The organism is Parabacteroides sp. AF48-14 (assembly GCF_003477465.1).
Taxonomy (GTDB): Bacteria; Bacteroidota; Bacteroidia; order Bacteroidales; family Tannerellaceae; genus Parabacteroides; species Parabacteroides acidifaciens.
This window is the reverse complement of record NZ_QUDI01000017.1, coordinates 95,643-101,989: the sequence shown is the minus strand read 5'-3', so window position 1 is coordinate 101,989 and position 6,347 is coordinate 95,643. Positions and strand designations below refer to the sequence as shown.

General features: G+C 48.9%; 3 protein-coding genes. All 3 read right to left on the bottom strand.

Features of this window, described 5'->3' with window-relative positions:
• Nucleotides 1-869 precede the first annotated feature (869 nt).
• From DW083_RS09930 to DW083_RS09920, 3 genes are read right to left on the bottom strand one after another with little or no spacing between them, the layout of a single operon-like run.
• Complete coding sequence (locus DW083_RS09930; RefSeq protein WP_122332267.1) at nucleotides 870-3,821, bottom strand: DUF4906 domain-containing protein; 2,952 nt, start codon at nucleotides 3,819-3,821, stop codon at nucleotides 870-872.
• Nucleotides 3,822-3,843: 22 nt separating this feature from the next.
• Nucleotides 3,844-5,121 carry a hypothetical protein gene (locus DW083_RS09925; RefSeq protein WP_122332266.1) on the bottom strand — a complete coding sequence of 426 codons (1,278 nt, stop codon included), beginning with the start codon at nucleotides 5,119-5,121 and terminating at the stop codon, nucleotides 3,844-3,846.
• Nucleotides 5,122-5,132: 11 nt separating this feature from the next.
• Entirely contained in the window at nucleotides 5,133-6,245 is a 1,113-nt protein-coding gene (locus tag DW083_RS09920; RefSeq protein ID WP_122332265.1) for a FimB/Mfa2 family fimbrial subunit, read from the bottom strand.
• Between the last annotated feature and the right edge of the window lie 102 nt (nucleotides 6,246-6,347).

Here is a 6,347-nt window from a genome sequence, read left to right as displayed (position 1 = left end):
TTCGCGAACTGCCCGGGTAGCGACGATGGATATATTTGTTGACATGGAGGGCGGTTCGCGAACCGCCCCTACGAGGCCTGTTTGTTTCATATTTGGCAAATAATGAATCAATAACGGATAAACATCGGTCCTCTATTGTATGTTACGGCTGTATTCTTTCTATGTCACAACTGTCTTCCTTCTATGTTACAGTTGGATTTCTTTTGTTTCACGGCTGTAACATGAATAGCGGGTAGGTATGGAAGTAGTACACATCCCGTATCGTCTATTCTATCTGCCGGGTTATTCATTCCTTTACGGAACTATAACCCCATGAAGTACTGCAATACCATTTCTCAGGCAATCTTGGCAAATCAATTCAAGTGGTTCGGAAGTGTGTGGGGGAGAGAGTCTTTTTGTCTGGGTTTGCTCTCTTCTTCGTTAAGTAGCTCGTTATTGTACAAGGGAGTATTTAGGTGCGTTTATCGTGTAAGAAAATGAGGCTTGTTTGAAAAAGTGTAGGGAAAATATTGCGGTCAAATTGTCCTTTTGCAGGGGCGGTTGCTTTCAATATGTTGATATGTAGTGTGTTGGAAGATAAGAGGGGCGTCTTTAGACTGTACACACTTTTCCAAGGTTTCTTAATGAAAAAGGGGAGCTAAAGCAACCGCCGGTGTTTATGATGGGCAGGCAGAGGGGCTAAGGAGTGGTTGTACTATGAGTATCGTAAACGCAGGGGCGTATCGGGAAGCCATCGCAGGGATAAAATGTGTTCTTTGGTCGGATATAGCTTCCCCCTTGCGCGTCTTTACGAGCGAATTCAAAGTTGTACGAAGCATTGTCATCGCCATTCACATTTCCTGCCGTCCACGAATAGCCGATAGGTTCGCCTATGTTTGCTTGATATGCGTTGGCCCAATCATTCCAGTCACGATAGCCTGTCTCCGGAAATATGATTGACTGAAGTTTGTCGGGATTGGTATAGAATTCGTACAAGCCTTTTGAATATATCCCGTTTTTCCCGCATGCATCGATATTCTGATCATAATCCGCAATGTTTGCAACTTGCACGTCATACCACTCGAAAGGTGTGTTTGTGTTGTCTCCTGTGGTAGTAAAGCCTGTAAAGGCATCAAGTAAGGTACTTGATAACCTACAGGACATGGGTCATAGACCGTCTTGAGACTGGGAATGTTGGGATTCGCCTCAATTCGGCCTTGCCACAAATTGCGATATATATCATTGTCGCTAAGGTAGGGATATGTAATGTTCGGATTGGAATTATCGTTCACTTTACGTTTGGGATTATGCCATTTTTGTGGATTCTGTATGAGGAGGCCTGCGTCTATGGCCGATCGTGTAGTGTAGCGTGCATCATCGGCAACCGTTTCGGCTGAGAGCATTGGAGGATTCGATGGATCAGACCAGGAACCATCACTATTATGAGAATAGTATCGAAGTTTATTAGTTATATTCGCTGTTGCACCAACGAAAGGATCCTTTCGCCCCCATTGATAGTAGGGGTTGTTGCCACGCGTAAAGGCGATGTGTGATTTTTGTTCAAGTTCTATGGTCTTTACCAGTGTACCGGCAGTGAATTTCACCGTACACTTGCGCGCTTTGTAATATTTTATTGTATCGCCGTGATCGGAACACCATCCTAAGTTCACCGGCATGAACAAATTCTTATGAGAGCCATGGTCGGTAACTTCTATATTCTTATCATCTTCCTTAAGATAGCTGAAATTGGTAACCCAAATGTGCCAGCTCCACATCACTGGTGGAAAAGTTATTCCATTTACATTGCCAGAACCCAGTGCTATCACTGCATTCCCTTGCTTTATATTCGATTTGTCAATGCGGAATTGGATTCCTCCATGTCCTCCATAGGCCTCTTGTATATATTTTATATCAGTATTCGGATAAGCCCAGCAATTATATGGTATTAAATTATCCTCATCCTGCCATACCAAGAATGCGCTTTGGGGGGTGTACTCCGTTTTGGTGAGGTCTTGAATATAGGGGCTTGTTATTTCATTACCCAAATAATCCTTAAACTTCTTAAGAATTTGCTCTCCTGTATAATTGCCGGTGTATTTATAGGCATTTTCGTTTGGTTGAAAGTTATGATAAGCGTTACCATACACCAACGGTAAAATGTAGTACCCCGGAGCATCTACTATATAGCAGTTTGCCGTGCATTTTATTGTTGCATTGGCTGGAGTGGCTGTCTGTCCCGGATTGGCGAGGTTGTAAGGATTGGTCTCCGAACCTTTCTGAGGTGCGTTTCGGAGCAGATCATCTATATTTATTTCCTCCTTGTTTAAAGATTTGGGTTTGAATGTGACATGCTTTATGTAAGGAAGGTAACCGTCCGTAATGACAGGGGTAAACCATTTGCTTTCTTTAGCGGGTTTATACCCTTCTCCTTCATCAATTTCCATTTTCCAGTCCACCATTGTGTTGTTTTCCTCTATGTAACTGGTGACTGCGATGGTATTGTCTTCGAAATGATGTCCATAGTTATAATTGACAGTTCCCGGGCGGTCCTCCGGTATGAATACTTTTCCCTGGTAATTCATCACATTAGGCTCTGTCACTTCAAGCACCTGTTGCTTGTATTCAATGTGCCAGTCGACATCATTGCCATACCCCTTAAATTTCAAGGTCAGTTTGTAGTGGCAGTTCCGTGTGGCATTGTAGTCTTGTATCACGTCCTGCCCCAGCATGAAACGATATTTTATGATTCCGACTCCCGGCTTTCCCTGATTTTCCGAACGATAAATCGCATCTATCTCGATGTAGGAACCGTAGGGTACGCCATCTTTCAGCCGGTAAGTACCGTCGCCCGGGAGTCCGGGATAATCCAACTTCCCATCTCCGTTTGCATCTTGCCGCTTGTCGGGCATTCTTTCCCCTGCTCCCTGCCTATTCTCGTAGAAGAAGAGGGATTCGGCTGTTTCTGAATGATCCCCGTATGTCTGTGTCGATATTTGATTATTGACAACGGCCTTATATTTGGTTATAAAATCATCAACACCGGGTTGTACATCCCCCACAAAATATTGTATCATTCCTCCGTCATGTATTAGCGAATCAACGTGGTTTGGTGTGTTCTCTGTTCCTAACGGGCACGATTTAGGTATGTCCTTGATAGAGGCAGCCATGATGTAGATGGATACACCATCATTGAGTTGCGTTCCGTCGTATGCAATGGTCACTTTGGATGCTGCTCGGCGTAGCCATGCATGGAGTTTCGTATTGCTTGCATTCAATGTGAGGGACTCGTCACTCGCTGATAGGGCGGGAGTAGAACTGTCTGTGAAAAAGCCTATCATCTGGCCATTGGCAGCTATGTTTTCGGAATCCCATGCCAAGGAAATGTTTTTGAGCCCGTCTACTGTTTGTATGGCTTCGGAATAATGCTTGTCTATAAGTGAGTCGGGGATGTTCGCCACGGCATACATATAATACTTGCCGAAGTCGATTTCTTCCGGTAGGTTGAATTTGGCGCGTTTGGTACTGGTTTCCGCACTTGCTTTGTTTTCTGCGTCCACATCCGTGCGGTTTTCATCGGTTACGGTATATCCTTCTATTTTCCACTTGTTTATTAATTTGCTTTCCTCGTCATACAACAACACATGCAGGCTGTTAATATCCTTTAAGGCATCTCCTGCCGCCTTTGTCCGGGTAAGCGCGGCGGACATGGGTTTGAAGTCTATTGTGGCGGAGACCTTCGCTTTGCCTTCGCCTATGATTTCTTGCTTCATGAAATCATCCTGGCAGTCGGTTGCTGCCAAGGCTATCAGAGTGACAATAATATATTGTATAAAACGATTCATATTCTTCTTACCTTTTATAGTTTTACAATCCGAAGTCCGGTTCAAGGATTACTTCGCTGTAGGGGATTACATCCACTTCGCATTCAATGTCATGATCTGTAAAGACGATACCTACCACGACATGCGTGTTGCGGAAGAGCGAAGCCAGGTGGGGCAAGGTTTGGGGAGGATATGTTTTTTCCTTTTCCTCCGTTCCGTCTGTGGCTTGCTCTTTCGTACGGACGGTTATGTTGTATTCTTGTAGTTGCAAGGGATCGTTTTCGGCTTTCACCGTCTTGCTTTCCGGCAGGTAGATGGCATCGGATGCTTCGGCCGACGGGTAAGGCCCCGTGCCTGTTGCTGCCGGCATAGATAGCGAGGTGAAAGGGACCGTGGCGGTTCCTGGCATGGCATTATCCGGCACCTCATAGTCGGTCAGCCATTCATTGTCCTTGTCTTCATTTGACTTTTGGGCTTCGTCTCCCATCCAATCGACCCAGTCTTGATTTACCAAGGGTTTGCTGGCATATTGGGGCGTACCGTCCGTTTCCGTTTCCTCGACCACCCAATACTTGTCCTCGCTGTTCTTGTTCACATGAGGCATCAGGTACATCCGGTCGGTGATCACCTGCTGGATGTCGATGCCGGTCACGGTGACTGCTTTCCGGGTCGATTGGTTGGTGAACTCGAAAGATAATTTGGTGGCGGCCCGTACCAGGTAGAGCGGGTTGGGCCATGCAAACTCGCCGTTTGTGATTTGGTCGGCGGACGGTACATCTGTCTCATACAGGGCGGTCATCGGCAGGGCGGAAGGTGTGTATGGATAGCGGGGAGAGGATATGGCAAATACATGATCATCCACTGGCGCTTTGTCCGTAGCGTCCGGGATGAACTGCTCGTCGGAGAAATCAAGCGGTGTTCCTTCGGTATTCACCAAGCCGCTTTCGTTCGCGATCAAATAGATCCTTTTCCGGCTGTCCGCCGCTACCTTGAAGGTGTATTCGAGCGGCCGTTGCGGACCTACGGAAGTGAAGCACGTGTTATGCTCCACCTCCCACTTCGTATCGGCGGGATTGCTTCCCGTTCCTGCTTCCGTAGCCTTCGAAACAATGACGATACGCAGCATCTCGACACGATCATCCGCAGCAGTCTCCGCACCACGGGTGGAAGCTCCTGCCACGTCTGCCTGGAACGTGAGGAATATAGGGGCGTCCTCTTCTTTACGGGGGAGTTCGGGCGATTCGTCCGTACAGGCGACGAACCCCGACAGGCCGCAAAGGAGGAGGCATATACCGATGATATGTCGATGTTTCAAATTCATTTGTTATTGTTTTACAAGTCGAAATCGTTCAGCCGGATCACCCAGTCTTTGACCTGGATGACAAAGCATCTGTAACCGATGATGGGGGCGTCCGGATCATCGGGATTGTCGGGGTTGTCCGGATTGTCCGGGTTATCCGGATCAACGGGATCAACGGGATCGACGGGGTCTACCGGATCTACAGGCGGGCAATCGGGGCAGTAGGTCGGGGTCAGGAAGAAGATGATGGAGTATTCGTCCTGGCGGTCGAGGTATTCCTGCGCCGAGATATTGTGTCCTTCCATCTGCGTGAGGAGGAGGTAGTTGTTGAGGTTGACGTTGATCACGTCGTCTTTCCATTTCTTGTGGCGCACGATGAGGCGGTAGTTCCGGCGGGCCATCAGGCGCATGGTGTTCATCTCGGCGACGGCGACGGTCTGCGTCACCGGTTTGCCCATGAGGCTGTCGCCGGCGGCGATGTCGACGTTTTCCATCAGGTAAGGCAGGTAGGTGATGGCGGGGTCGGCGAGCAGTTGGTTGTCATAGTCCATATAGCCGTTGTCGGCCACGATGCGGAACGTGAAGTCGCGCACGTCCATGCAGTTGCCGTCGGTGTCTTGCAGCACGAGGCGCACTTTGTTGGTGTTCTTGGCGAGCGAGATGGTGTCGGCTTCCGGAGCGTCGCGGGTGACGGTGAGCGTGTCGAGGCTGTGCCACAGGGGCGTCAGCTCGTCGGGGAGCGTCGCGTCGTCGCGCCGGAGGGTCTTCACGCGGCAATCTTTGTCGGCCGAGGTTTCCTGCGGTGCGGGCCATTGGTAACACTTGTCGTCCAGCCCTGCCCAGGTGACCACCCGGTAGGTGCCCGGTTCGAGGTCGAGGGCGATGGAGTTGCGGCTGTCCAGTTCGCTTTTCTCGATGCGCTGCTGGAAGAGGAAGCGGCCGTCGGCATCGTGGAAGAAGAGCGTCAGGTAGTCCACTTCGTGCTGCAAGGCGTCGGCAAACTTCATGTTGTAGTCATATTTGAAATGTAGCCGGTATTCGCATTCGGGCAGCGAATCGTCGTGGATGTAGTTGCACGCACAGAAGCCTGCCACCCAGACGGCTGCCGCGACCAGCCCTTTACAAGTATGAAATATACGGTCCATAATCTTGAATCTTTTTCTTGTTTCTTATTTGTTCCTCCTCCCGGCGTCTCTCCGGCGGGGAGGTGAGGGCTGAAGCCTCCAAAGAGTGAGTTGTGCCAAATG